At 36.6% G+C, this 23,396-nt stretch carries 25 protein-coding genes; 11 read left to right on the top strand and 14 right to left on the bottom strand.

Annotated features, from left to right (window positions below; genetic code table 11):
• Positions 1–102: 102 nt before the first annotated feature.
• From ftsY to F959_RS10150, 3 genes are all read right to left on the bottom strand, one after another.
• Positions 103–1,218, bottom strand: coding sequence for a signal recognition particle-docking protein FtsY (gene ftsY / locus F959_RS10140; protein ID WP_004879812.1), 1,116 nt, complete (start codon positions 1,216–1,218; stop codon positions 103–105).
• 118 nt (positions 1,219–1,336) lie between these two features.
• The gene (locus F959_RS10145; protein ID WP_004879813.1) at positions 1,337–1,666 is read right to left on the bottom strand and encodes a hypothetical protein; all 330 of its coding nucleotides are present in this window, start codon (positions 1,664–1,666) and stop codon (positions 1,337–1,339) included.
• A gap of 111 nt (positions 1,667–1,777) precedes the next feature.
• Positions 1,778–2,137 carry a hypothetical protein gene (locus F959_RS10150; protein WP_004879816.1) on the bottom strand — a complete coding sequence of 120 codons (360 nt, stop codon included), beginning with the start codon at positions 2,135–2,137 and terminating at the stop codon, positions 1,778–1,780.
• A 226-nt stretch (positions 2,138–2,363) separates the two neighbouring features.
• Here F959_RS10150 and F959_RS10155 point away from each other — a divergent pair, with 226 nt between their 5' ends.
• The 3 genes from F959_RS10155 (at position 2,364) to F959_RS10165 (ending at position 4,016) form a co-directional block, all read left to right on the top strand.
• Positions 2,364–2,597: an SEL1-like repeat protein gene (locus F959_RS10155; RefSeq protein ID WP_004879818.1), complete on the top strand. Its 234-nt coding sequence runs from the start codon at positions 2,364–2,366 to the stop codon at positions 2,595–2,597.
• Positions 2,598–3,070: 473 nt separating this feature from the next.
• Positions 3,071–3,448, top strand: coding sequence for a DUF2750 domain-containing protein (locus F959_RS10160; RefSeq protein ID WP_004879819.1), 378 nt, complete (start codon positions 3,071–3,073; stop codon positions 3,446–3,448).
• A 136-nt stretch (positions 3,449–3,584) separates the two neighbouring features.
• The gene (locus F959_RS10165; RefSeq protein ID WP_004879821.1) at positions 3,585–4,016 is read left to right on the top strand and encodes a CBS domain-containing protein; all 432 of its coding nucleotides are present in this window, start codon (positions 3,585–3,587) and stop codon (positions 4,014–4,016) included.
• A 46-nt stretch (positions 4,017–4,062) separates the two neighbouring features.
• Here F959_RS10165 and F959_RS10170 read toward each other — a convergent pair whose 3' ends face one another.
• Positions 4,063–5,277: an aspartate aminotransferase family protein gene (locus F959_RS10170; protein WP_004879822.1), complete on the bottom strand. Its 1,215-nt coding sequence runs from the start codon at positions 5,275–5,277 to the stop codon at positions 4,063–4,065.
• Between the two features lie 163 nt (positions 5,278–5,440).
• Here F959_RS10170 and grxD point away from each other — a divergent pair, with 163 nt between their 5' ends.
• Positions 5,441–5,782 (top strand): Grx4 family monothiol glutaredoxin, encoded by a 342-nt coding sequence (gene grxD, locus F959_RS10175; RefSeq protein ID WP_004772459.1) that lies wholly within the window; start codon positions 5,441–5,443, stop codon positions 5,780–5,782.
• Positions 5,783–5,834: 52 nt separating this feature from the next.
• Here grxD and F959_RS10180 read toward each other — a convergent pair whose 3' ends face one another.
• The gene (locus F959_RS10180; RefSeq protein ID WP_004879826.1) at positions 5,835–6,158 is read right to left on the bottom strand and encodes a hypothetical protein; all 324 of its coding nucleotides are present in this window, start codon (positions 6,156–6,158) and stop codon (positions 5,835–5,837) included.
• Positions 6,159–6,286: 128 nt separating this feature from the next.
• On the opposite strand from F959_RS10180, the gene F959_RS10185 reads away from it, so the two are divergent.
• The gene (locus F959_RS10185) at positions 6,287–7,207 is read left to right on the top strand and encodes a LysR family transcriptional regulator (RefSeq protein ID WP_004879828.1); all 921 of its coding nucleotides are present in this window, start codon (positions 6,287–6,289) and stop codon (positions 7,205–7,207) included.
• 22 nt (positions 7,208–7,229) lie between these two features.
• Here F959_RS10185 and map read toward each other — a convergent pair whose 3' ends face one another.
• On the bottom strand, positions 7,230–8,027 hold the full coding sequence (gene map / locus F959_RS10190; RefSeq protein WP_004879829.1) for a type I methionyl aminopeptidase: 798 nt from the start codon (positions 8,025–8,027) through the stop codon (positions 7,230–7,232).
• Positions 8,028–8,386: 359 nt separating this feature from the next.
• Between map and brnQ the strand changes: the two genes are divergently transcribed.
• Both brnQ and F959_RS10200 read left to right on the top strand, forming a co-directional pair.
• On the top strand, positions 8,387–9,688 hold the full coding sequence (gene brnQ / locus F959_RS10195; RefSeq protein WP_004879832.1) for a branched-chain amino acid transport system II carrier protein: 1,302 nt from the start codon (positions 8,387–8,389) through the stop codon (positions 9,686–9,688).
• Between the two features lie 393 nt (positions 9,689–10,081).
• The gene (locus F959_RS10200) at positions 10,082–10,342 is read left to right on the top strand and encodes a hypothetical protein (RefSeq protein WP_004879833.1); all 261 of its coding nucleotides are present in this window, start codon (positions 10,082–10,084) and stop codon (positions 10,340–10,342) included.
• Positions 10,343–10,353: 11 nt separating this feature from the next.
• Here F959_RS10200 and F959_RS10205 read toward each other — a convergent pair whose 3' ends face one another.
• Positions 10,354–10,809 carry a hypothetical protein gene (locus F959_RS10205; protein WP_004879836.1) on the bottom strand — a complete coding sequence of 152 codons (456 nt, stop codon included), beginning with the start codon at positions 10,807–10,809 and terminating at the stop codon, positions 10,354–10,356.
• A gap of 131 nt (positions 10,810–10,940) precedes the next feature.
• Here F959_RS10205 and F959_RS10210 point away from each other — a divergent pair, with 131 nt between their 5' ends.
• The gene (locus F959_RS10210) at positions 10,941–11,798 is read left to right on the top strand and encodes an alpha/beta hydrolase family protein (protein WP_004879837.1); all 858 of its coding nucleotides are present in this window, start codon (positions 10,941–10,943) and stop codon (positions 11,796–11,798) included.
• A gap of 686 nt (positions 11,799–12,484) precedes the next feature.
• The gene (locus F959_RS10215) at positions 12,485–12,949 is read left to right on the top strand and encodes a MarR family winged helix-turn-helix transcriptional regulator (RefSeq protein ID WP_004879839.1); all 465 of its coding nucleotides are present in this window, start codon (positions 12,485–12,487) and stop codon (positions 12,947–12,949) included.
• 64 nt (positions 12,950–13,013) lie between these two features.
• Here the strand turns inward: F959_RS10215 and F959_RS10220 are convergent, their stop codons facing one another.
• From F959_RS10220 to F959_RS10240, 5 genes are all read right to left on the bottom strand, one after another.
• Positions 13,014–13,676 (bottom strand): SOS response-associated peptidase family protein, encoded by a 663-nt coding sequence (locus F959_RS10220; RefSeq protein WP_004879840.1) that lies wholly within the window; start codon positions 13,674–13,676, stop codon positions 13,014–13,016.
• 68 nt (positions 13,677–13,744) lie between these two features.
• On the bottom strand, positions 13,745–14,365 hold the full coding sequence (locus F959_RS10225; RefSeq protein WP_004879842.1) for a 2OG-Fe(II) oxygenase: 621 nt from the start codon (positions 14,363–14,365) through the stop codon (positions 13,745–13,747).
• 173 nt (positions 14,366–14,538) lie between these two features.
• Entirely contained in the window at positions 14,539–16,701 is a 2,163-nt protein-coding gene (locus F959_RS10230) for a malate synthase G (RefSeq protein ID WP_004879843.1), read from the bottom strand.
• A 295-nt stretch (positions 16,702–16,996) separates the two neighbouring features.
• Complete coding sequence (gene zapE / locus F959_RS10235) at positions 16,997–18,142, bottom strand: cell division protein ZapE (protein ID WP_004879846.1); 1,146 nt, start codon at positions 18,140–18,142, stop codon at positions 16,997–16,999.
• A 118-nt stretch (positions 18,143–18,260) separates the two neighbouring features.
• Positions 18,261–19,280, bottom strand: a complete 1,020-nt coding sequence (locus tag F959_RS10240) for an AraC family transcriptional regulator (RefSeq protein ID WP_026094098.1) — start codon at positions 19,278–19,280, stop codon at positions 18,261–18,263.
• Positions 19,281–19,437: 157 nt separating this feature from the next.
• Between F959_RS10240 and F959_RS10245 the strand changes: the two genes are divergently transcribed.
• Positions 19,438–20,952 (top strand): flavin-containing monooxygenase, encoded by a 1,515-nt coding sequence (locus F959_RS10245; protein WP_004879849.1) that lies wholly within the window; start codon positions 19,438–19,440, stop codon positions 20,950–20,952.
• 47 nt (positions 20,953–20,999) lie between these two features.
• The gene (locus F959_RS10250; RefSeq protein ID WP_004879850.1) at positions 21,000–21,917 is read left to right on the top strand and encodes a LysO family transporter; all 918 of its coding nucleotides are present in this window, start codon (positions 21,000–21,002) and stop codon (positions 21,915–21,917) included.
• Positions 21,918–21,990: 73 nt separating this feature from the next.
• On the opposite strand, the gene pyrF is transcribed toward F959_RS10250, so the two are convergent.
• Together pyrF and F959_RS10260 are read right to left on the bottom strand one after the other, a co-directional pair.
• Positions 21,991–22,671, bottom strand: a complete 681-nt coding sequence (pyrF, locus tag F959_RS10255) for an orotidine-5'-phosphate decarboxylase (RefSeq protein WP_004879853.1) — start codon at positions 22,669–22,671, stop codon at positions 21,991–21,993.
• A 108-nt stretch (positions 22,672–22,779) separates the two neighbouring features.
• Positions 22,780–23,328 carry a helix-turn-helix domain-containing protein gene (locus tag F959_RS10260; protein WP_007481830.1) on the bottom strand — a complete coding sequence of 183 codons (549 nt, stop codon included), beginning with the start codon at positions 23,326–23,328 and terminating at the stop codon, positions 22,780–22,782.
• Between the last annotated feature and the right edge of the window lie 68 nt (positions 23,329–23,396).

Here is a 23,396-nt window from a genome sequence, read left to right on the forward strand (position 1 = left end):
TAGCCTAAAAAACATGACAGATCGTTTTATTTTTGCAACGGTGAAATTTTATTATAAATAAAAAACTCCACACGAGGTGGAGTCTATCTTAACCACAAATAATTACTTATCTGTTTCAAATAATGCTGCGACAAATGATTTTGCTGAGAAAGGACGTAAATCATCAATTTTCTCACCTACACCAATATAGCGAATTGGCACGTGAGTACGACTTGCGATATTAAATAGCACGCCACCTTTTGCCGTACCATCTAATTTAGTAATGGTAATACCAGTTAAACCAACCGCTTCATCAAACAGTTGAACTTGGTTAATTGCATTTTGACCTGTACCAGCATCAACGATTAACATAATTTCATGCGGTGCAGTTGCATCAATTTTTTGCATCACACGTTTAACTTTTTTCAACTCTTCCATCAAGTTAGACTTGTTTTGCAAACGCCCTGCTGTATCAGCAATCAATACATCAATGCCTTTGGCGCGTGCGCTTTCAAAAGCATCAAAAATGACTGATGCGCTATCTGCACCATGACCTTGTGCAACTACTGGGATGTCATTTCGCTCGCCCCAAATTTGCAATTGCTCAGTTGCTGCTGCACGGAAAGTATCACCCGCAGCCAACATGACTTTCTTACCTTCACTTTGTAAACGCTTTGCAAGCTTACCAATGGTTGTCGTTTTACCGACACCATTCACACCAACCATCAAAATGACATAAGGTGATTTGTTCGGATCAATATGCAAAGGTTTTACACGCGGAGCAAGTAAAGCCACCAGCTCTTCCTGCAATGCTTTATACAGTGCATGTGAATAGATCAAGTCACCACGTGCCGTTCTTTCCGTAAGATTTGCAATGATTGTTTTGGTTGCATCTACACCAATGTCAGCAACAAGAAGTTGTTCTTCAACTTCCTCTAACAACTCATCATCAATCTCTTTGCCGCCAATTAAGATATTGACCATACCATCCGTAAAACTACGACGTGTTTTGGTCAAGCCATCTTTCATACGACCAAAGAAGCCTGATTTTGCTTCTTCTTGAACTGCTGGACTAGAAACCTCTTCTACAGCAACAATTGGAGCTTCTACTGGAGTTTGCTGCTGTACAGGTTCAACAATCGGCACATCAACAGCAGGTAAACTTGGTAACGTAACATCATCATCACCGATGTCAGCATCTATCAAGAATTTGTTTTGCATATTCGATTGCTGTTGCATGTCGATTCCTTGAGAAAAAAGCAGCTTTTTAAATGTGGGCGAGTTTAGCACAAATTGATTTCTTTTACCCGATACGGGCAACCCATTCATTTCTAAATAAAAATGAATTGATTAAAACTCATTCATCATCTTGTGCCATTGCAGGATATTGCTTAATACGATTTGATTCGAACTGATAAGCATTTAAAAGTTTCAAATATTCTACACGGCGAATTTGATCATGTTTCAGTATTGATTCTGCCATATCTTGAGTTTTCGGATGGCTCGCTTGTTGAGAATATTGAATGACTTTTTGATATTGAAGTTGGTTAATCGGACGTAAAATTGCACTGTATGCAAGTATGAAAATCGCAGCAATAACAATAGATACCAAAATATTATTAAATTGATCTATTTTGGTTTCAAATTTTGACTGTAAAAGTTTATGTTTAGAAAGTATCGACAGCATAACCTACCTCAGAATTATCTGTAGTTTATGTGTCATACGCATTTTCAACAAGCCCTACATTCAACAAGTCACGATTTCGCAACTCATTGAACGTAGTAAAATTCAGATAGGCTAGCTCATTAAACTGCGAACAAATGCAAAATAGAGAATGAAGGCAATGATCACCAGACTGATAAAAATAGCAAACATTCCCACCCCACTTTCTGCATCAGCAGGATGTAAATCATCATCATCTGCAATACTTCTTAGCTCACCATCATAGATTTGATAAAAGCGATCTTTTTCAGCAGGACTTAAATGACTTGCAAAATCATAAACACGTTTACGCTGAGCTAAGCAGTAATCACCTAAATGAATTTCCTGATGAAATATAGCTTCATCAAGCAGTTTTCGATGATGATCTGCAAGTTCGATAATTTGGCTTTCTAATGGCGGCACATCCAAGTTTACACCATCAATTACATTTGACATGTTATTCTCCTTTTCTATTATTCTCATATTGATTCTACTTAAAATTATTTCCCGCAAATGTTTAATCGTGTAAGCTTTTATTTACGAAATGACACCCAAAATATTTGACAATTCAATCATTATTGTCATAATACTTTAACAATTCAAAGTTAAAGTAGCTTAAATTCAAAGTAAAGTATCTTTGAATAGAAATTGCGGTAATCATAATTAAAATAAGGAGTTATATATGATTCAACATTTTACTAACCATGAATTAGAGCATGTATATGCTAATGCGGTAAATACAATTCAGTCGCAAAAAAACTTCCAAGATGCAGTGAAAGAGCTTGAAGAAGTAGCAAAAGCAGGTCACGGTAAAGCGGCATTATTTTTAGCAGAGTTGTATTATCAAGGCTTCCGTGTAGAACGTGATTCCCTGAAAGCACAGTATTGGCAGAAGATGGCAACCTTACAAGCATAAAGAAACGTCACTTAGGTGGCGTTTTTTAATACCTTCTTTCATCCCCTATCATCTTACTCGCACTGCGCCAAAGCTTAGTTGCTTTGACTTGCTCAGGTGGCATTTTTAATATCTTACATTTTATAAATACAATTCTTCTTAGCATCGGTTTAATGCTACAGAGCTTATTAGAGTTCTAAATGCCAAGGCATCCTTAGATGCAGATTTATTCACTAATTATACAAAGTAGCTAGAAGCCCTTGCACGATGGAGAGTTTTAACAATTTTCTATGTATTAGTTTTTTGATTTCCTTGATCAACAAAACACCCCCTTTTAAATCAAAGTCGCAATTTATGTTATTAATGGTGATGCAGGTCTTTATTTTCTTATAAACAAGAATATTTGCTTACGATTTACATGAACTGTTTAAACATAAATGCCATCTAGATTTCTTATAATAAAACATAAGTTTGAATACTATTAGTTTAATAACATGTATCGGTTTAACCATTTTCAACCAGTCTCTAAAGAGTTGATGATTAAAATTTCAATTCTAAAAACAATGATGTATTGCGGTGTTCTTTGGGGATTATATCATCAGGGTTGGGCAATCAAGTCTGATCAAGATGGTCCAGTTTTCCCATTTTGGCTAAATGGCGTTCAAGCACATCGTTATGCAAAATCGCATTGGAAGCATTACAAACCACGAAAAATCACCCCGAAAGATTTCCATGAATCTCTTTTACCGACACTTACTCGTTTGCAAGTAGAGCCTGCTCTTTTCAATTCATCACATCGTAAATTTAAGCTTTCAACCCAACAAATGCAGCATTTCTTTTTTATGCATGATGCAGCAGTTATGCCTGCCTAAGTGCGACAACGTACAATGATGACTTTTTAAGCATTTATGAGAAAAAGTTATCATTGTAAGTAAATTAGGGCTTTGCAATTAAAAAAAATACCGTTAAGTTAAATGAAAATGACAATACAACACAGGTGGATAAACAATGACAATCGTTGCTCAAGTCATCAAGAATAAAGCAGTACAATCAATTTTTACAATCTCACCAAATGCGACTGTACTTGAAGCAATTAAAATTATGGCAGAGAAAGGTGTTGGTGCATTAGTCGTTGCAGAAGATGAAAAAGTCATCGGAATTTTTTCAGAACGTGACTATACACGTAAGATCGCATTGATGGAGCGTTCATCAAACAACACCCCTGTTTCAGACATTATGACTTCTAAAGTTATTTCAGTTGGGCTGAATCATACTGTAGAAGAATGTTTACAACTTATGACTGATCGGCATTTACGTCATTTACCTGTTTTAGAACAAGAGAAACTTGTAGGCTTTATTTCGATTGGCGATCTCGTTAAAGCAGCAATGGATGATCAACGCATTTTAATTGAGCAACTTCAGCAGTACATCTCAGGATAATAAGCAATAAAAAAGGGCAATTAATTGCCCTTTTTTATTTGTCGAATTAAGCTTTTAAAAAATTCTTAATTGCAGGAACAAGACGTTTCAACAATTCATCTGCTTGATCTTGAGTCATATTTAATGGTGGAAGCAAACGCACTACAGAACCTGCTGTAACATTCACAATTAACTGATACTCATCGCGTGCGATCGCTACAAGCTCTGAGCAATCTTTAGGTAATTGAATACCGATCATCATACCAAAACCACGTACTTGTACATTATGCTCTGCTAATTCTGCCTTGAGCTGCTCAACAATATAAGTACCAACTGTAGCTGCATTTTCAACAGCATTTTCTTTCTGTAGCGTATCAATCACTGTATAGACTACGCGAGAGCCCAATACTGTACCGCCATATGTTGAACCATGGCTTCCAGCGCCTAGTAAACCGACAGCTTTACCTTGAGTCATCACCGCACCAATTGGAAAGCCATTCCCTAGACCTTTTGCTGTTGTCATTACATCAGGCACAATATTGGTATGTTGGTAAGCAAAGTATTTACCTGTACGACCATTCCCTGTTTGAATTTCATCGAGCATCATCAACCAATTATGTTGATTACATAAGGCACGCACGTCTTCCAAATAGCTAAAGCCTTGTGGTGCTGTATTCACACCACCTTCACCTTGAATCGGTTCTATCAGAATAGCAACGATATCTGGATGGTGGATTGCAGCTTCTTGAATCGCTTCCACATCACCAAATGGAACACGAATAAAACCTTCAACTAATGGTGCAAAACCTTCTTGAACTTTCTTATTCCCAGTCGCAGATAAAGTCGCTAAAGTACGACCATGAAATGATTGCTCAGCAACTAGAATTTTAGGATTGCTAATCCCTTGCTTAGCACCAAACTTACGTGCAATTTTAATCGCACCCTCATTTGATTCTGCACCACTATTTGAGAAGAAAATTTCTTCCATACCAGAAACTTCAGCAAGTTTTTGAGCCGCAGCGGTTTGCCAAGGGATTTCAAATAAATTACTAGTATGAATTAATGTTGCAGCTTGCTCAGCAATTGCTTCCGCAATCACTGGGTGAGCATGACCTAAACCACATACAGCAATACCTGTTAAAGCATCTAAGTACTCAGTTCCATCTGCTGTATATAAGTAAGCCCCTCGTCCTCGTACAAAGCTGATCGCTTGGCGACCATAAGTAGCCATAAGATGTGATGGTTGATCAGGTTGTACAGGAGCAAGAGTGATATTAGTCATAACAAACTCAATCTATCGTTAGTTGTAGTGGAAAAAGTTATATAAGCAAAAACTTGAGTAGATTGAAAGCTTAAACTCACATTTATACAAGAAAAATCTTTATCAATAGCCCCAAGTGATTTTTTCGGTATATAATTTACGGAGATTAGTTGAGGATCTATCTATGACGGAACAAGCGCGTGATACAGTAGCGTTAATTCGTGATCAAATTGCGAAACACCCTGTTTTACTTTACATGAAAGGCACTCCACAATTCCCGCAATGTGGTTTTTCTGCTCGTGCAGTAGAAGCACTTAGCCAAATTGGTCGCCCATTTGCCTATGTAAATATCTTGGAAAATCAAGATATTCGTGCAACTTTACCTCAAATTGCGAACTGGCCTACTTTCCCACAATTATGGGTAAACGGTGAGTTAATTGGTGGTAGCGATATCATGCTTGAAATGTTCCAAAATGGTGAGTTAAAACCATTAGTTGAACAATACAGCCCTGCACCTGAAGCATAAGCTGTAAACATAGAAAGCCAATCAAATGATTGGCTTTTTTATTTCTGGCTTTCTAGTTTTTACTAAATCCAACATATCTGTACATTCCCTCTACCCCCAAATCAGCTTTGAAAATTTGCATATCAGGATAGTTTGCTTGGCTAACACAAGCAAAAACATTCATATTAGGATCTTCATGTATCTCATCGACAGATTGAGATAAAACCTCTTCAAAACGATCTGCAATAAATTCAAAACCCAAATCCATTGCCATAAACAAAGTATGCTCACATGGCTGAATGTATTGTTCTTGGTTCCAGTCTAATACAGCATGATGACAATATGGACATAGAATATTTACAGTTGCATCTGCAACCTCAATGAGTTGGAAAGACATAGCATTTCATCAAAAAAATTTCTGCCATTATAGAAGTATTTTACCAATACAAAAAATATCGAATAAGCTCTTATTTTTGCAACGATAAATATATAAAATAGATAATGTTGCAGAAATGGAATTGAATAATGTTGACGGATTTAGATGATTTTTATTGTTTTGCGCTCGTTGTTGAGCATGGTGGTTTCAGTGCAGCTGAACGAGCAACAGATATTCCAAAATCTAAATTAAGCCGCAGAGTTTATAATCTTGAAGAACAACTCGGTGTTCGTCTGATCCAACGAAGTTCACGTCATTTTGCTGTGACTGATATTGGTATGGATGTTTATCGTCATGCACAAGTAATGATGAATGCAGCTCAGGCAGCCCATGACGTAGTCAACCACTTAAGTAGTGAACCTCGCGGTGTGATCAAAGTTAGCGTACCTGTCGATATCGCTCAAAACCAAATGGCAAAAATATTGCCAGCATTCCTTAAAAAATATCCTGAAGTTCGTGTTCAGATGATGGTCAGTAACCGTCGTGTTGATGTCATCAATGAAGGAATTGATCTCGCTTTACGCGTTCGCTCGAAATTAGACGACGATCCAAACCTTGTTTTAAGACAATTTGAAGCAATCGAACAGCGTCTCTTCGCAAGTCAAGCGTATTTAAATGAGTTTGGTCATTTGTCTACACCAGAACAACTAAGTGAACATCGCATCATTAGCATGGCAGAAGAGCATCTAGATCAAAACTTCTTACTCACAGGTCCTGATCATCAACAAAAGAAAATTAAAGTTAATCCCGTTATCATGGGTTCAAACTTATTAATGCTTGCAGAATTGGCCAGTCAAAATTGTGGTATTGCCCTACTTCCAGACAGTATTGCTCAAGACTTCATTAAAACAGGTCAACTGATTAAGGTTCTACCTGAATGGACTGCACCACATGGTATTTTCCATGCTGTCTATCCATCACGACGTGGCTTATTACCTGCAGTTCGTGTATTTATTGATTATCTTGTCGAACAACTGACATTGTGCTCTACAAAAAAAAGGCCCGATTGATATCGAGCCTTTCGCTTTTTCATCAAGAAATAGTTGGGTAGTCGCCAGTTCCCTCAGGCCATGGCGTTAATAATTCAAAGCCATCATCTGTCACCGCAACCATATGCTCCCATTGAGCTGATAGGGACTTATCTTGTGTAACAACAGTCCATCCATCATTTAGCTCTTTTACATATGGTTTACCTGCATTCACCATAGGTTCAATCGTAAAGACCATGCCTTTTTTCAAAACCATGCCTTGACCTTTTTGGCCATAATGCAGAATATTCGGTTGCTCGTGATAAACACGGCCAATTCCATGCCCACAGTATTCACGAACAATACTATAACCTTCACGATGTGCAACGGATTGAATGGCAAATCCAATATCACCCAATGTCGCGCCTGGCTTTACTGTACGAATCCCTGCTAGCATCGCTTCATAAGTTGTATTCACAAGTTTTTTAGCCTCAGGGCTAACTTGACCTACAAAATACATTCGACTTGTATCACCGAAATAGCCATCTTTAATAACGGCAACGTCAATATTTAAAATGTCACCCTCTTGCAAAATCTTTTTTGCTGAAGGAATGGCATGACAAACTTCTTCATTTACAGAAATGCAGGTCGTTTTGGTAAAGCCGTGATATCCAACATTTGCAGGAATAACTTGCAATGTATTTACAATATAATCATTACAAATGTCGTCTAAATACTCCGTACTGACGCCCGGCTTTATATAAGGTCCTATCATTTCTAAAACTTGTGCCGCTAAACGCCCTGAGATACGAAGTTTCTCAATGTCTTGTTCCGTTTTGATGGTCACAGTAGAAGCTCTCATTCGAGATATTCCTTATTTAAAAAATCAAAAATAAAAATATAGATCATATATCTATATCTGTTCTATTTAGCGTTTATCAATAGTTGTACGCTTTAGCTATAAATTGTTCAATCCTTTCAGAATTGAATCTAATCACTATTTTACATTTAATTCCGACTATGGGGATAGGAAAAAAGTATAAAAACTCCCATTTTTTTAGTTTTAAAACCTTTTCAACAAATTAAGTTTACCAATGCTAATCCTATGATTTTAATAATTTCTTTTTAGTCAAAAATAAACCAATTTTCACATAAAATTAGTTTCAAATGACTACATTTATGTTCTAGAATTCGCACTTTTATTTTATTCCTCCCTGTTTTATGAACCATCTTCGTACAGGAGATATTATTGCTTTAGGTTTTATGACCTTCGCACTTTTTATTGGTGCGGGTAATATTATTTTTCCTCCCATTGTTGCTCAACAAGCTGGTGAGCACGTATGGCTAGCTGCATTTGGATTTTTGATCACCGCAGTAGGTCTACCAGTCATTACGATTATGGCTTTGTCGAGAATGCAAGGCTCTATTGAAATTATCAGCTCCCCCTTAGGTCGTTTCGCAAGTTTATTGCTCACTATCGTTTGTTATTTGTCTGTTGGTCCACTCTTTGCCACACCTCGAACAGCAACGGTTTCTTATGAAATTGGTTTTGCACCCTATTTCGGAACATCTAGTAGCAGTTTATTTATCTATAGCGTTATTTATTTTGCTTTAGTAACAGCTGTTTCTTTATATCCAAACAAACTTTTAGATACAGTCGGTCACGTACTTGCCCCTTTAAAAATATTTGCACTTGCAATACTTGGTATTGCTGCAATTGTGATTCCAACGGGCTACATCTCACCGCCAATTAACAAGTATGTTTCAAGTCCAGTTTCAGAAGGCTTCGTAAATGGTTATCTAACCATGGATACTTTGGGCGCATTGGTATTTGGTATTGTCATTATCCAAGCTATTCAATCACGCGGTGTCACTGACTCGAAACTGATCACGAAGTACGCAATTATCGCCAGTTTGATTGCAGGCGTTGGTTTAACACTTGTTTATATCAGCTTATTTAAACTTGGCTTAGGAAGTCATGAAGTTGCAGCAAATGCTGACAACGGTGCAATCATCCTACATGCTTATGTACAACATGCATTTGGTGATTTAGGTTCCCTATTCCTCACAGGTCTAATCTTTCTTGCATGTATGGTTACAGCAATTGGTTTAACTTGCGCATGTGCTGAATATTTCACTGAACTTACAGGCTTACCCTATAAACTTCTCGTTTTCATTCTAATCGGCTTCTCTTTAGTAATCTCAAACTTAGGTTTGACTAAATTGATTGCAGTTTCAGTACCTGTCCTTAGTGCAATCTATCCTCCAGCGATTGTCGTGATTATGTTGAGCTTCTTCTGGAAACGTTGGAATAAACCATCATTAGTCGTTGGTTCAGTTACTGCTGTCGCTTTTCTATTCGGTATTATCGAGGCGATTAAAGCAGCTGGTTTCACTGAGCAATTACCACAATTTATTGCCCATTTACCATTGAATGAACAAAACCTCGCTTGGTTATTACCGTCACTGGCTGTTTTGTTTATCTCGATTGTGATTGATCGAGCGATTAAACAAAAAAGTTAAAATGATTTGTCGTTAAAATAATGTTTTACCCAAACATGATTTTAGCTATACAAAAGATGTTCTTTTACCCAATGTTCATTTTTTGTTTACGACAAATCTTTTTTTAATTTTAGTCTTTTAAGCACAATTTAAGTTTTTAAGCAGAAATTAGCTAGAATCCGATCTTTACTAAACTTTTCAAAATGTAAAATTTCTGCATTATATTTAAAATAAAAATAGCATAAATTCACTAAAAAAATAGTTAAACACTATAGAAATCAATACATTCATAAATTTATTTAAAAAATAGTCAGCATACCTATTGAAATACTTAGAAATTAGCAGTACAACTTTAAGAATAATTCTGACAAAAATGATTTGGTTTTTGTCATCACGACACAAGGAGGGATGGAGATGTTATCATTACATTTCAACAAGCAAGTCTTCATTAACACTCTGAAGGCTAACGATTCAATCGTATATGCAATAACACCGCTAGCACTGATGGCCACGTTGTTATTTCAAGGCACAATTAAAGGTAATCTCAAACCTGAATATTTTGCTTATGCGCTGATTGTTTCTGTTGCCTTTTGTACGTGGGGGATTGTCGATCGTAAATTTCGACAGATGAGCGCCCAGCGCCAAAAAGTTTCTGTAGGGAAAATGGATGAGTAATCATCCATTTTTTAATTCCAAAAACTAAAAATAGTTCCAAACAATAAAAGCCCTGTAGCACCCAGCTCTACTACAATTAAACCTAACATCATAATTGTCATACACCAGCCCGGAAGCGTCCATTTTCCTAATTGATGTGGCTGTTTAAATTGGTTAGTTGTATCTTTTAAACACCCATGAACGATATAAATTAAAATCGACATTGAGAAAAAGAAAAGATTGGCAACCACACAGAACAGACTTAATTCATTTGATAGAATCGTAAAAGAGCTCAGTACAGCTAAAATCAAACTTGCTGCTGCGTATAAAAGACTACTGCGATGAGCAATGTCAACATAGTAATGTGCTCGTGCCAGAGCAGAATTTCGAATTTGATAGTATTTCCAGACGCCAGTAATCATTCCAACCCAAAGAAAGATCCCACTAAAAACAATTGCCAATTCGGTTGCAGTTGTTAAAACCAACATCTCGTATCCTACATGTTTCTTTTTTTAAAACGGTATATTACATAATTTTTGACTTTTTAGTCATTAAATAATCAAGTTTCTTTTTGGAACTGATGTACAGTAGAAAAATACAAACACAAGAGTATTGCTTGATGAATACCTTTGAATCTCTATGGATTAGCTGTAAAGATGGCTACCAACTTGCTGCACAGTATTACCCAACGGAAAAATCTACCAAAGAATTTCCTATTTTGATTTGCCCTGCAACTGGAATCACAAAAAACTTTTATCATGCTTTTGCCGAATGGTTAAATCAGCAAGGGTACAATGTATTAAGTTTTGACTTTCGTGGTATTGGACAGTCCCTACATGGAAAATTAAAAGACTCGAATGCAAGTATTAATGACTGGGGGCAATTAGACATCCCTGCTGCGATTGAAGTACTTTTAAATCGAACACAATCGGAAAAGGTCATTATCATTGGACACAGTGCGGGTGGACAATTACTTGGAATCAATCCACATTACAATAAAGTTGCCAAAGTCCTCGCAATCGCTGGATCAACTGGACATGTCAAAGGCCTAAAAGGCAAAACAAAGCTCCTTGCGCCACTGATGTTTAACGTGATCTTCCCTGTTTCAAGTTTTATAAAAGGATATGGTGCCACCCAATTCATCGGAATGGGTGAAAACCTACCTAAAAATGTTGCAAAGCAATGGGCCGAATTTTGTAGTAAACCCGGTTATGTAATGAATGCGATTGGGAAAACTATTTTTGATGACTATCATCAAGAAATTCAAATCCCAATTACATCTTTCTGGGCGACAGATGATGAGATTGCAACGGAAACTAACGTACAAGATCTTTTGCGCTTATATCCGAATGCTCAAACAAAATTTATTGAACTCAACCCTCACAAATATGGATATAAGCAAATCGGACACATGGCGATGTTCAAAAAGTCTCATCATAAGCTATGGCCACTATTAGAAAAGGAATTAGCGATTTAATTTTGATTTACCATAAAGTTTTACGTTTTGCGTATCTGAACCTGTAATCCTGTTTAGATGCGCTTTTTTTGCTTAAGAAAAGATACCAGTAATTTTCATCTTTAAGCAAATTTATGATTTATAAGATATTCATTAAAATAACTAAAGATTGGTTAATAAAACTACACTCGTATAATTTTGAAACTTTTAATTGTTAAAAAAACTCCTAAAAATGTGATAAAGAATGTATTTATTCATCTTATAAATGAAGTTTAATAAGCCACTTTTTAACCAACTGTTTAAACCAAAGTGCTGTATTCACTACCATTTATTTAATGAATGAATTTATTTAATTTTTTTATGACATTTGAGACAGAATTTTTTTATAAAAAAGTCACGTCATAATTTGTATTTATTTTCTACAATACACCTGTTCCGAACAGTAGCTAAGATGCAAAACTTAAGGTACATCATTGGGGGCAAATGCATAGGTAAAATCATCATAAATAACATTTTTATATGTTTTTTCGATAATTTACTTATACATAATAAAGATAGCAATAGAGCTTCTTTAAGGAAGATTTGTTATAAATGGAATGGTAGAAAATTCAAGTTTTATTGTCTTTTCTAACAGGTATTATAGACATTTCATGGAATCTAAGAGCTAGGTTTTCTAGCTCACCGTAACAAGCATAGGAAATATGTAGATGCCTAAAAAATATGCGCGTTTTTTACCTACAGCCGAATCATTTAACTTAGAAGACTTCCCTTTTTACTGGATTTCTCAAGTAAATGCTCAGTACGTCCAAAACATCGATAACGTACTTAAGAAGTATGGTTTAGACAATTCTCGCCGCCGTATTTTGCTTGCATTGAACGTAAAACCTCATGCAAGTGTTTCTGAACTTTCAGATATGGTAATTTCCAAAATGTCGACAACGACAAAAATCGTTTATCGTTTGAAAGATGAAGGCTATATCGAGACTTATTCGTGTAAGGAAGATGGGCGTATTACTCGTGTCCATTTAACAGAAAAAGGTCAAGAAATGATAGTTAAGATTAATGATTTGACGTCTGTCATCCTAGAGCAGTCTTTTGATGGTTTAACACCATTGCAAATTGAAAAAACGATGGAAATTTTACGCCATATGTTTAAAAACCTTGCTCGCTAAGTCATTTAAACATAATAAAAAAAGCTTCTTTAAAGAAGCTTTTTTTATTTGAAATAATCTTCATTTAATCAAACATATTCAATTGCGGTGTGATCTTTTCAATTCTTGCTTTTGGTACATGTGAACACTCAAACTCTTCAACAGGAAAACCTTTCATATGCTCATTAAGTTGATACGGTTGCTTTAAACTCAACCAATCATCCAAACGTGTGTCAGGTATCACAACGACTGATCTTTTTACATCACCTGGTTCATGAAAATCTTTCATCATCGGATGATCAATTGCATCCATCGTAAGCATCGCCGCTGAGCGGATAATTTGATCATTTAACTTACGAATTTCATAGAGTGCTGCGATATAAAAAGCTTTACCATCTTTGCGTCGAACACCCCAGCGTTGCGGCTTATTTTCGATATACTTGCTTTCATAGAATTCCGAAACTGGAATTACACCAAATTTGCATTTGTAAGCAGCATCCTGAAAGCTTGGCTTTTGAAAAATTGTCTCATGTCTAGCATTATAGGTATGCTTTGAAATATTGATATCTTCAGACCATTTCGGTACCAATCCAAACAACACTTCACGCCACTCCAAACCATGATCAGATTTAAATAACAAAGGCGTTTTATAGCTAGGATAAACTTCCTCTGCATATTCAAATGGAATCAGTGGCAACTCGAGTTGCTTAGACTGTTCGATGGTTAATGGTTTATAGTTCGCACACATGTGTTATGTCGTTTAGCTCAGATTTAAAAATAAAAAGGAGGTTGCCCTCCTTTTCATATATTCTCTAATTATCCAAATAACTTTTTCATCTTCGCGCTTAATCCATGCACAAAACGATGTTTAGCATTTGCTTTGTCACTGGTTAAAAAGTTGATTTGGATTGATTGACGTTGTCCTTCATAAGGTACATAACCATGCCAACCATTATCTGTCACTTTAAAAGCAACCAAAGTCCCAGGGCCAGCATTAATTTCTTCAACATAATCATCCATATTCTTTTCATCATTAAGAATACGTAAGCGACCTGTTGGCGCATCCCAAGATTCATTCAAATAAATCAAAATTGTAAGAAGCTTGGTTTTTGAATCTGAATGAATACGACCATCTTTTTGACGTGAATAGCCACGTAAAGTAATCATCATTGGATGTTCCATAACATCCACATCAAACTTATCTGTCAGAATTTGACGAAATTCTTTAGAATCTAATGATTTTAGAAAACGGTCAAAATTTGGCTTTAACTCTACATCTGCAAGGTTATAACTTCCACCCTGCTCGATCTTAGGGAAATCTTGAATTACCGCCTTAACTTCATCGTCTACAATTGAGTTTTCAACTACAAAATAAGGATATGGTGAAGTTGAAACTTGCGCTTCTTTGAGAGCATCTAATTTTAAAATATGTGACATCGTTATGATTCGACTGAATGATAAAAATCAAAATAGATTATAGCAAAAATTTTATGAGTAAGATGTTTAATCCTGTTTTTCAATCTGGAGGAGTTATCAAATAAATTTCACTTTTAAAAAGATTAGCTTACTAACAAAAAAGCCTCCGAAGAGGCTTTTCATTTTAGATGATATTAATCACCTGTATAACCTTTAAGTTTTAAACGAGCAGCGTGTAACAATGGCTCTGTATAACCAGATGGTTGCTCAGCACCCTTGAAGATCAAGTCAGAAGCAGCTTGGAATGCAATACCATCAAAGTTTGGCGCCATTGGTGTATAAAGTGGATCATTCGCATTTTGCTGATCAACAATTACAGCCATACGCTTAAGTACTTCTTCAACTTGTGCACGCGTTACGATACCGTGACGTAACCAGTTAGCAACGTGTTGTGAAGAAATACGTAAAGTTGCACGATCTTCCATTAAACCAACGTTGTTGATATCTGGAACCTTAGAACAACCTACACCAAGGTCAACCCAACGAACTACATAACCCAAGATACCTTGACAGTTATTTTCAAGCTCATTGTTCAACTCTTCAGCAGTCCAGTTTGTTTCTGGTGCAAATGGAGGTGTTAACAAGTCATCAAGTGTCAACATATCTTCAGCAGCCAATACATCTTGACGTGCTTTAACGTTGATTTGATGATAATGCAATGCATGAAGTACTGCACCAGTTGGTGATGGAACCCAAGCACAAGTCGCACCAGCATTTGGATGAGCAGTTTTAGTTGCTAACATATCTTTCATGCTGTCTGGTTTTGGCCACATGCCTTTACCAATTTGAGCTTTACCTTGCAAACCACACGCTAGACCAATTGCAACGTTACGGTTTTCGTAAGCAGCGATCCATTTTTGTGTTTTAACAGCTTCTTTACGAACAACTGGAGCAGCCTCCATAGATGTATGGATTTCGTCACCTGTACGGTCCATGAAACCTGTATTGATAAAGATGGTACGATCTTTAGCAGCAGCAATACAGTTTTTCAAGTTCACTGATGTACGACGCTCTTCATCCATAATACCGATTTTAAGCGTTTTAGCTGGTAAACCAATTGCTTGTTCAGCACGCTCAAATAATTCAACGGCGAAAGCAACTTCTTCAGGCCCATGCATTTTCGGCTTAACGATATACATAGAACCTTTACGAGAGTTATGGTTCTCGTTTTGACCACGGATATCAGCAATTGTAAGTAACGGCGTTACCAACGCATCCATGATGCCTTCAAATACTTCTTCACCTTCTACAAGGATCGCTGGATTCGTCATCAAGTGACCAACGTTACGAAGAAGCATCAGTGAACGACCATGTAAAGTTGTCGTACCACCAATTAAGTTTTGAACTGTACGGTCTTTATTTAAAGCACGAGTAATCGTCTTACCATTTTTCTCGATAGATTCTTGAAGATCACCCTTCATCAAACCTAACCAGTTACGATAACCTTCAACTTTCTCTTCAGCATCTACAGCTGCAACAGAGTCTTCTAAATCTTGAATCGTTGTGATTGCTGCTTCAAGTGTTAAATCTTTTACACCAGCCGCATCAGTTTTGCCAATTGGGCTATTCGCATCGATATCAATGATAACGTGTAAACCATTGTTCAACAGAACGATTTCTGTTGGATTAGCAGCATCACCATTGAAACCTACAAATTGAGATTCATGCGCTAAAGATGTAGTAGAACCATCTTTAAGTGTTACTGCTAAGCCGTTATTTACAACAGCGTATTTAGTCGCATCCGCATGTGAGCCTTGCGCTAATGGGAAAGTTTGATTTAAGAAATCTTTAGCGAATGCAATCACTTTGTCGCCACGAACAGGATTATAGCCTTTACCCTTTTCTGCGCCATTTTCTTCTGAGATTACATCTGTGCCATAAAGCGCATCGTACAATGAACCCCAACGTGCATTTGCAGCATTTAAGCAATAACGTGCATTACGTACTGGTACAACAAGTTGCGGACCTGCTAATAATGCAATTTCTTCATCTACATTTTCAGTCGTTACTTTAAAGTCTGCAACTTCTGGTTCAAGGTAGCCAATTTCTGTTAAGAATGCTTTATATGCATTTAATTCGAATTTATTGTTGCGATGCCATTCATCAATCTTTGCTTGAAGTTCATCACGTTTAGCCAATAGCGCCTTGTTCTTTGGGCTTAGGTCGACAACGACTTGCTCGAAGTTTTTCCAGTAAGTTTCACTATCTAAACCAGAACCTGGTAAAGCTTCATTTTCGATGAAATCGTAAAGTTCTTTAGCAATCGCTAGCTTGCCTTGTTGAATACGTACAGTCATTGTCTTTCCTGATGGTGCTAACTTTTTATAACAAGAAACCTAGTATACCGATTTATACTAGCCTGAATAGTAATATCACATTCCTAAATAGTAAGCATTTTCTCCATTAGAAGTATTGACAAGTTTAACTTTATGTTATTGACAAAACATCAAATATACGGAGAAATATCCCTTTTTAGTTTGTAATTTACTTATTTCCATTAAACCCATTTATATATAACAAAATTCAACCAAGAATAAAGCCTTCTCTGTATCGAATTTATAAAAAAAGGCATTCCGTAGAATGCCTTTTTATTTATGAAGTTTTTGCGACTTGTATTTGTCGATGCTCAGAATGTAAATAATCATCAGATTGCATTTCGAGTAAACGTGATCTAGTCCGTTCAATCTCGAAAGCCAATTTTGAACCTTCGTATAGTTCAATAATTGAGTCTTCAGAGGTAAGCAAAAGCTTTACACCACGATCATAGAACTCATCGACCAAATAAATAAATCGACGCGTACCTTCGGATAAGAAATCTGTTAAATGCGGTACGTTACTCACTAAAACGGTATTGTAAATATTCGCAATTTCAATAAAGTCAGCTGGGCTTCTTGGTTTGAAACATAGTTCAGAAAACTCACACCACAAAACATCTTCGGTATGACCTAAGGTCTCTACAATACGATTATTAATCATGATTGGAGAATTCGACTGAACTTGTGTTTGCGTCAATGCCTTAAAGCGATCCGATAACCAAGACTGTGCATCATTGGTTAATGGATACTTAAATAATTGTGCTTGCTTTAAAACACGTAAACGGTAATCAACACCTGCATCAACATTCAAAACCGTACAGTTTTTTTGTACTAGCTCAATTGTTGGTAAGAAACGATCGCGGTGAATACCATTTTTATATAATCCTTCTGGTGCAATATTTGATGTGGCGATCAAAGTAATTCCGCGCTCAAATAGCTTTTGAAATAAATCACTTAAAATCATCGCATCGGTAACATTCGACACAAAGAATTCGTCAAAACAAATCACAACAGCATTTTTATAGATCTGATCAGCTACCAAATCCAATGGATTGCGTTGGCCAGATAACTTGTTCAACTCTTTGTGAACATGTTGCATAAAATGATGGAAATGCATACGTGTTTTACGACGGAATGGAACAGCATCATAGAACTGATCCATTAGCCATGTTTTCCCACGACCTACACCACCCCACATATAAACACCTTTTGGATAGGTCTGACGACGGAAACGTCGAAATGCCTTCTTTGATGCTTTATAGCGAGTGAGTAACTCTTTCCATACTCGATCTAACTCTTGCACTGCCTCAGCTTGCGCTTCATCTGGCATGAATTGTCCTGAATCAAGTGCTTGAGCATAACGCTCTGCAGGTGATGTTGGGATAAATGCAGTGCTATATGAGTCTGGTTTAGAATTTGACATAAGGTGTTATTGCAATTTTAATTGGTGAAAATTATATCGAACATTGAGTTCAAAGACATTAGATTTTAGGCTTAATTATCATAGAGTTTAAACATCATAATGTACCATTTTTAATCATTTAATTATTTCGATTATATTGTCTTGGGCTCTGTCCAAACCATCTTTTGAACGCATGATTAAACGCTGCTGGTTCAGAATAACCAAGCAATTCTGCCACTTGTTCAATCGAATATGAACTGTCTTCTATAAATTTTATTGCCTTCTGTTTGATCAGACGTTCACGAATTTCTTTATAGCTGGTCTGCATTTGCTGCAATTGATGTCTTAATGTACGCTCAGGAATATGTAAAGCACATGCCGTTTCTGCCATCGTTGGAATGATTCCATTTTGCAGCTCTAAATAATCTTCGACATACTCAACAACAGTAAGTTTTTGCTTTTCACTTTTCTGCAAGTTCGCTAAGTCTTGTAGGCATTTTTCTTCATAAACACGACAAGTAATCGCATCAGCAGAAGGAATTTTTACTTTTAAAATTTCGATATCATTCAGAATAAACGATGCTTGTTTACAGTCGAATTTGACATCTTGTCCATAATATTCTTGATATGCAGATAATAATGATAAATCAGCAGGTCTTTGAAATGGTAATTCAATTTTAATTTTAGGCGTTTCAAGCCCCATCATCTTGAAAATATCTTGCAAAAACTTATAAGTACCTGAAATTTCGCATTGTGCTCTTAAATGACCTAAGTGAGTGTCCAATTGAACAGGCTGATAATCTAAATAGATTTGATGCTCAGTAATATTGAGATCCAATGAACCAAAAAGATGAGTTAAACGCTGAAAACGGACACCATTGTGCAAAGCAGTATGTAAATTCTCACTTGTTACCAACAACATGAGAAAAGGCCCATAACCTGCGAGTGCATAATGCTGACCGATAAACAGACCTTGTTCAGCACGAAGATCCTGACTAATATGTTGTAAAATATCCCATTCAATTGCATCTGGAATAATAGAGCTTGGATCTAAAGCATCAGCTTGAATTCCCATATCTGCGAGGCGAGCATCCACATCAATACCGACATGCCGCATGCCTTGAATCAAATACATCAATCCGAGGATAGATCTTTTCATCTCATCAAATACAATTCTCAAAACTTTAATGTTGTACTACAAAAGAATGAGCAAATAAATTGCCGAAATGATCAAGTTTTGCGTCTATACAATCATATTTAATCTCAACAAAACCTTTAAAATTGAGCAAAATTTAGCTGTATATAGGGCGTAGGCTATGCGTGAAGTATCCCAAAATGCGATTCAAAAAACTAAAGTTGCAATTATTGGTGCTGGTTTTGGTGGATTAGCAATGGCAATTCGACTATTACAAAGTCAAATCAATGATTTTGTAATTTTAGAAAAGACCAATGATGTCGGTGGTACATGGCGTGAAAACCAATATCCTGGTGCAGCTTGTGATGTTCAATCACATATGTATTCACTTTCATTTGCACCTAAAACAGACTGGTCAAAGCGTTACGCTGAGGCAGATGAAATTTTTGAATATATTCAAGATATTACTGAGCAATATAAACTAAAAGATTATTGTAAGTTTAATCATGAAGTGACCAATGCCGAGTTCGACGAAACTCGTAATGTTTGGACTTTAGAGTTAAAAGATCAGCCAACTCTTGAAGCTCAATTTGTTATCTTTGCCTCTGGACCTTTACACGTTCCTCAAGTTCCGCATCTTAAAGGAATAGAGAAATTTAAAGGCAAAGTATTCCATTCTTCACAATGGGATCACGACTATAGTTTAGAAGGTAAATCTGTTGCATCCATTGGTACAGGCGGCAGTGCTATTCAATATATCCCTGAAATTGCGAAAGATGTTAAACAACTTTATGTGTTTCAACGCACAGCAGCATGGGTGATTCCGCGTGACGAACGTAAATATTCACAACTGAGTAAATCACTCTTTAAAGCTTCAAATATTTATCGTCAAATCCACCGCACTCGCCTGTACTGGACTAATGAATCACGTGTTGTACCGATTGTACAACCACAAATTATGAAATATGGACAAAAACTTGCTGAAGCATTTATCCGCTTCCAAGTGAAAGACAAGGAATTGGCGAAAAAACTAACCCCAGACTTTGTTATGGGCTGTAAACGTATTTTGATCTCAAACAAATACTTCCCTACCTTTAATCGTAAAAATGTTGAATTGGTAACTGATGGCATCCAAGAAGTGACTGCAAACGGAATCATCACCAAAGATGGTCAAGAGCGTCAGATTGATTGCTTGATTTACGGTACAGGCTTTATTACTGACCCGCGTATTTACTTAAAGCACTTTAACTGTGTCGGTCGTAATGGGATTGAGCTTAAACAAGCATGGAAAGATGGTGCAGAAAGTTATTATGGTGTAAGCACTAAGAACTTCCCTAACCTATTCCAACTCTTAGGGCCTAATACGATTCTTGGTCATAACTCGGTAATCTTCATGATCGAGTCACAAGTGAATTACATCTTACAGCTCATTCAAACCGTAGATAAAACTGGCACACAAGCTGTTGAAATCAAACATGATGTACAAGATCAGTTTAATGAACGCGTACAAGAACAACTGAAAGGAACAGTTTGGCAAGCTGGCGGTTGCAGCAGTTGGTATCAAGCGGCTGATGGTAAAAACTTCTCTTTATGGCCAACTTATACTTGGAAATATTGGCTAGAAACTCGCAAAGTAAATGTTGCTGATTATAACTTTATGAGCACAACAGCGAATGCAAAAAACAATGCAGCTTAATCAATAATTCTTCATAATAAGCAGGTTATTTATAACCTGCTTTTTTTATGCATTCATTTATTCTGATCTTCCAAATATTTATTGCGATTAGCTTAGGCTATTTTATAGCACCCCATCTTTCTAAAAATCTAAAGCAATTTGTCTTTAAAATTCTTCCTTATTTTTCTTATATTCTATTAGTAAGTGTGGCATTTGAATTGACCCAAGCGCTCAATCATATTGATCATCCTACAACTATCCTTCCGCCAGCAATCTTGATTGCTTTTACGACCTCGATTGGTTCATTCTTTGTTTGTTTATTGACGTACAAATTGATTGATCGGCAAAGCTTACAAGGCAAGATTTCATTACACCTATTTGTGGATGCTTTAAAAAATATAGCCAAAGCATTTCTAGCGCTAGGTATCGGTATTCTACTAGGTATATTAATAAATAGGTCTGAAATACAATTTGAGTTCAATAGTTGGTATTTATTACTCATTTTTATTTTTCTCATCGGTGTCGAACTGGCGTTTACACAATTTGACCGTAGCTGGTTAAGCTGGCGAATTCTCTTAGTACCTCTAGCCGCTTTTATCGGCTCTTGCCTTGCAGCACTCTTTAATTATTTACTCTTGTGTAAGCAGTATCATCTAAATGAAGTTATGGCCTTAGCCCAAGGTTACGGCTGGTATTCAATGTCTGGAATTTTATTCACTGAATTGCACTCACCTAAGCTAGGTGGAATTGCCTTATTAACAGATCTATTTAGAGAAATTTTTGCAATTTTATTGATGTATTGCCTAGGTTGGCGTTTCCCTCGCTCTGCAATTTCCAGCGCAGGTGCCACCTCAATGGACGTTACACTTGCGATGGTAAAACAATCGTGCGGTACGCATTATGTGCCCCATGCAATGATGAGTGGATTAATTTTATCGTTACTTGCACCATTATTAATTAGTTTATTTTTGAGCTTAAATTTCTAATTACTAAAAAACCATGCAATTCAAATAAAAATAGGTGGTAATTCATACCACCTATTTTTATAAAACAAATGAGTTAGATAGAAGCTAAAATTGATTTCAACATTTCAGTCGGATTCTCAGCCTTAGTAATTGGTCGACCAATGACTAGATGAGTAGAACCATCTAACATTGCTTGTTTAGGTGTGACAATGCGTTTTTGGTCATCTGCATTTGAACCTTCAGGACGAATACCCGGCGTCACCAATGCAAACTCTTGACCCAACATGTCACGTAGAATTTTTGCTTCTTGTGCTGAGCATACAACACCATCTAAACCACTTTCTTGAGTTAATTTCGCTAAACGTTTTACGTGTTCGACTGGTTCAATATCTAAACCAATATCACGTAAATCCTCACGACCCATTGAAGTTAAAACTGTGACTGCAATGAGTTGAGTCTTATAGTTACCTGCTTTTAAACGCTCTACACAGGTTTCCATCATTTTACGACCACCAGATGCATGTACATTGACCATCCACACACCTAAGTCAGCAGCAGCGCATACAGCTTGGGCTGTCGTATTTGGAATATCATGGAATTTTAAATCAAGGAATACTTCAAAGCCTTTATCTTGTAAATTTTTAACAACCGATGGCCCTTCATGCGTAAATAATTCTTTACCAACTTTGACGCGACAAAGTGACGGATCAAGCTGTTCTACAATTGTTAAGGCGTCATATTGGCTTTTTGCGTCTAAGGCAACAATAATACTCACGAATCTAGTTCCATCACATAAAAATCGGCTTAATTATAGAGTGAATAATAAAATGAACAAAGTATGAAAACACGCTTAATCAAAAAAAGCATTTCTATCAAACCTAAATCATCTTTGTTCGGAAATTAATATTGCACGTGTATCTAATTCTAATGCTTCAAAAATATGATCTTGATCAGCAGGATAACAAATATAATCTCCTTCCTCCAATATCATTGGTTCAGTAATCAAGCCGACTTTCGCTTTACCTTTCATAATAATAATGTGCTCAACACTACCAATCGGATGCGGTTTACTGCAACGCGGCTCACCGGGCTGAGTTGTCAAGATATAAACATCACGTCTTGCACCTGTCGGACAGTTTGCTAATAAGATTGCTTGATAATGTGCTACTTCTGATGAAACAGATGGGCCTTCGCCGAAACGAATGACTTGGGTTTGAGCAATATTGCTTTCCATTAATTTAGCAAATGGAATGTCCAAAGCTACACACAATGCCCATAAGGTTTCTAAACTAGGATTTCCTTGTGCGGCTTCTAACTGAGATAAAGTCGATTTTGCAATACCAGCACGTCTAGCGACTTCTGCTAATGATAATCCAGCTTTTTGTCTCTCTCTCTGCAAACCTTTTGCAACGATTTCAATTGGCAATGACATAGTACACCATAAAAAACGTTCGTTCGTTTTGACGAACAACATGACAATGCACTATTATATCGTACGTT

Source organism: Acinetobacter venetianus RAG-1 = CIP 110063, from assembly GCF_000368585.1.
GTDB lineage: Bacteria > Pseudomonadota > Gammaproteobacteria > Pseudomonadales > Moraxellaceae > Acinetobacter > Acinetobacter venetianus.

What these genes read in the sequence shown, in the direction of transcription:
- F959_RS10205 (WP_004879836.1), bottom strand. Translation starts at nt 10,809, where the DNA reads ATGTTGGTTTTAACAACTGCAACCGAATTGGCAATTGTTTTTAGTGGG.
- F959_RS10180 (WP_004879826.1), bottom strand. Translation starts at nt 6,158, where the DNA reads ATGTCTTTCCAACTCATTGAGGTTGCAGATGCAACTGTAAATATTCTA.
- F959_RS10170 (WP_004879822.1), bottom strand. Translation starts at nt 5,277, where the DNA reads ATGACTAATATCACTCTTGCTCCTGTACAACCTGATCAACCATCACAT.
- zapE (WP_004879846.1), bottom strand. Translation starts at nt 18,142, where the DNA reads ATGTCAAATTCTAAACCAGACTCATATAGCACTGCATTTATCCCAACA.
- F959_RS10225 (WP_004879842.1), bottom strand. Translation starts at nt 14,365, where the DNA reads ATGTCACATATTTTAAAATTAGATGCTCTCAAAGAAGCGCAAGTTTCA.
- F959_RS10230 (WP_004879843.1), bottom strand. Translation starts at nt 16,701, where the DNA reads ATGACTGTACGTATTCAACAAGGCAAGCTAGCGATTGCTAAAGAACTT.
- F959_RS10250 (WP_004879850.1), top strand. Translation starts at nt 21,000, where the DNA reads ATGCATTCATTTATTCTGATCTTCCAAATATTTATTGCGATTAGCTTA.
- F959_RS10240 (WP_026094098.1), bottom strand. Translation starts at nt 19,280, where the DNA reads ATGAAAAGATCTATCCTCGGATTGATGTATTTGATTCAAGGCATGCGG.
- F959_RS10245 (WP_004879849.1), top strand. Translation starts at nt 19,438, where the DNA reads ATGCGTGAAGTATCCCAAAATGCGATTCAAAAAACTAAAGTTGCAATT.
- F959_RS10160 (WP_004879819.1), top strand. Translation starts at nt 3,071, where the DNA reads ATGTATCGGTTTAACCATTTTCAACCAGTCTCTAAAGAGTTGATGATT.
- grxD (WP_004772459.1), top strand. Translation starts at nt 5,441, where the DNA reads ATGACGGAACAAGCGCGTGATACAGTAGCGTTAATTCGTGATCAAATT.
- F959_RS10210 (WP_004879837.1), top strand. Translation starts at nt 10,941, where the DNA reads ATGAATACCTTTGAATCTCTATGGATTAGCTGTAAAGATGGCTACCAA.
- F959_RS10260 (WP_007481830.1), bottom strand. Translation starts at nt 23,328, where the DNA reads ATGTCATTGCCAATTGAAATCGTTGCAAAAGGTTTGCAGAGAGAGAGA.
- F959_RS10220 (WP_004879840.1), bottom strand. Translation starts at nt 13,676, where the DNA reads ATGTGTGCGAACTATAAACCATTAACCATCGAACAGTCTAAGCAACTC.
- F959_RS10165 (WP_004879821.1), top strand. Translation starts at nt 3,585, where the DNA reads ATGACAATCGTTGCTCAAGTCATCAAGAATAAAGCAGTACAATCAATT.
- map (WP_004879829.1), bottom strand. Translation starts at nt 8,027, where the DNA reads ATGAGAGCTTCTACTGTGACCATCAAAACGGAACAAGACATTGAGAAA.
- ftsY (WP_004879812.1), bottom strand. Translation starts at nt 1,218, where the DNA reads ATGCAACAGCAATCGAATATGCAAAACAAATTCTTGATAGATGCTGAC.
- brnQ (WP_004879832.1), top strand. Translation starts at nt 8,387, where the DNA reads ATGAACCATCTTCGTACAGGAGATATTATTGCTTTAGGTTTTATGACC.
- F959_RS10150 (WP_004879816.1), bottom strand. Translation starts at nt 2,137, where the DNA reads ATGTCAAATGTAATTGATGGTGTAAACTTGGATGTGCCGCCATTAGAA.
- F959_RS10200 (WP_004879833.1), top strand. Translation starts at nt 10,082, where the DNA reads ATGTTATCATTACATTTCAACAAGCAAGTCTTCATTAACACTCTGAAG.
- F959_RS10145 (WP_004879813.1), bottom strand. Translation starts at nt 1,666, where the DNA reads ATGCTGTCGATACTTTCTAAACATAAACTTTTACAGTCAAAATTTGAA.
- F959_RS10185 (WP_004879828.1), top strand. Translation starts at nt 6,287, where the DNA reads ATGTTGACGGATTTAGATGATTTTTATTGTTTTGCGCTCGTTGTTGAG.
- F959_RS10155 (WP_004879818.1), top strand. Translation starts at nt 2,364, where the DNA reads ATGATTCAACATTTTACTAACCATGAATTAGAGCATGTATATGCTAAT.
- F959_RS10215 (WP_004879839.1), top strand. Translation starts at nt 12,485, where the DNA reads ATGCCTAAAAAATATGCGCGTTTTTTACCTACAGCCGAATCATTTAAC.